Annotated in this window: 2 protein-coding genes and 1 pseudogene; all 3 read right to left on the bottom strand. The window is 64.8% G+C overall.

The features are described 5' to 3' along the window. Positions 1-456, bottom strand: a 456-nt coding sequence (locus tag AC2VOU_RS02870; protein ID WP_486956004.1) for a sterol desaturase family protein, incomplete at its 3' end; no start/stop codon positions are given. Positions 457-504: 48 nt separating this feature from the next. After that, positions 505-1,239 (bottom strand): MgtC/SapB family protein, encoded by a 735-nt coding sequence (locus tag AC2VOU_RS02865; RefSeq protein ID WP_486956003.1) that lies wholly within the window; start codon positions 1,237-1,239, stop codon positions 505-507. Between the two features lie 313 nt (positions 1,240-1,552). Beyond that, a pseudogene (locus AC2VOU_RS02860) lies at positions 1,553-1,635 on the bottom strand (type VII secretion protein EsxI); the annotation flags it as partial.

The raw sequence follows: 1,635 nt of genomic DNA, 5'->3' as shown, positions 1-1,635 counted from the left end.
CAGCGCGGTGGCGAAATTGAAGTATTGGCTGGAGTGGTGAGCCTGATGGGTCGCCCAGATCAGCCGAATCCGGTTCGCGCTGCGGTGATAGCAGTAGTAGAGCAGATCGACGCCGAGAAGTGCGATCACCCAGGTGTACCAACGCGTCGCCGGCAGAAGCCAGGGAGCCAAGTAGGCGTAGATCGCGGCGTAGCCGAGCAACGCGATGAATTTCCAGGCCGCCGTTGTCGCCACCGAGATGAGACCCATCCGGATGCTGGCCCACGAATCGGCCGTCAGATAGGCACCCGAGCGCGGACGATCGGATTGCGCGTCCGCCTCCCGTTCGATGCGTTCGAGCTTGCGTGCCGCGGTCCACTCAACAATCAGCAGCAGAAGGAAGAACGGAATCGAGAACAGCACCGGGTCGCGCATCTGCTCCGGCAAACCCGATAGCCAACCGGCAATCGCATTCACGTCTCGCACCCTACGACTTCGCAGTCCTGGGCTCTGAAGCTTGGCCGGCTAATCCGTTTCCGGCGCCCGAGGCATGCGCTCGTCCTCGTCGCCGGCATACCAGTGCACCGCCTGAACGCCCTCTTGTAATGAGAGTTCAGCGACGAGCCGTTCCAGCCGGGCCGGGGCATGGCCGTCGCTGAGCAGGTACGCGGTCAAGGCGACGCTGTCATCACCGGTCCGACCCGTATGGATGCCACGCAACACCAGATCGCTGCCGCCGCCCGTGCGCTGGACAATCTGCGCGCGCGCGTACCTTTCGGACTTGGGCCGGCAGATCAGCTGCAGCTGATAGGGCTGGTCGTCTTCGTCCTCCTCCACCACGCTGTCGCCGTTATCGATCAGGTGGCCCAGCGGCCGCCCCAACAGGTGGATCGCGACGATGGTGCCCGTGGCGATGAGCGCGAACAGCGGATGTCCACCGGCCGCAAGCACACCGACCGCAGCCGAACACCACAAGGTCGCCGCGGTGTTGAGCCCGCGCACATTGAATCCCTCACGCAGGATCACCCCACCACCGAGGAAACCGACGCCGGACACGACGTACGACGCCACTCGGGTGGGACTGCTGTCGTTGGTGACGACGGAGTAGAGCACGAACAGCGTCGCGCCCGTGGCCACCAGTGCGTTGGTCCGCAGGCCCGCTCGTCGAGCCTGCCATTGCCGCTCGATTCCGATGAGGGCGCCGCAGCCGACCCCAACGCCCAAACGCAGCGCGAATTCAGCGATGCTCAGCGTCTGCATGACGCGGCACTCCTTTGCACTGGCGAGTCCCTTGAGCCAAACCGGCTACCCGGTGGCCGAGTCGCGACGAGGTTGGCGCGTCACCACGCCGTTGACGATAACGCCGGCGAGGATGTCAAGCCACTGCCGACTTACTCAGGGGCCCAACATTTCCCGGCCACTGCCGGGCGTGAGAAAAGATTTCACCGGGTGTTTGCCGTGCGGATGCGACATCGCTCGCGAATCTGCAGCAGGGTGATCGCAACGCCGGAAGCCGCCGATGCCACCGGACCGGCTGGGTATTACGGCTGCCCGACCCTGTGGTGAACGTGCGTCAGGCCCAGCTGCCGCCGACGGCGGAGTCGGTGGAGGACATGTTGTTGCCGGCCGACTGGACTTTTTGGCCGTGGCTGTTGG

Source organism: Mycobacterium sp. TH-M25 (assembly GCF_057473665.1).
Note: the sequence above shows the minus strand (reverse complement) of the source record. Positions and strands in the feature narration are given on the sequence as shown.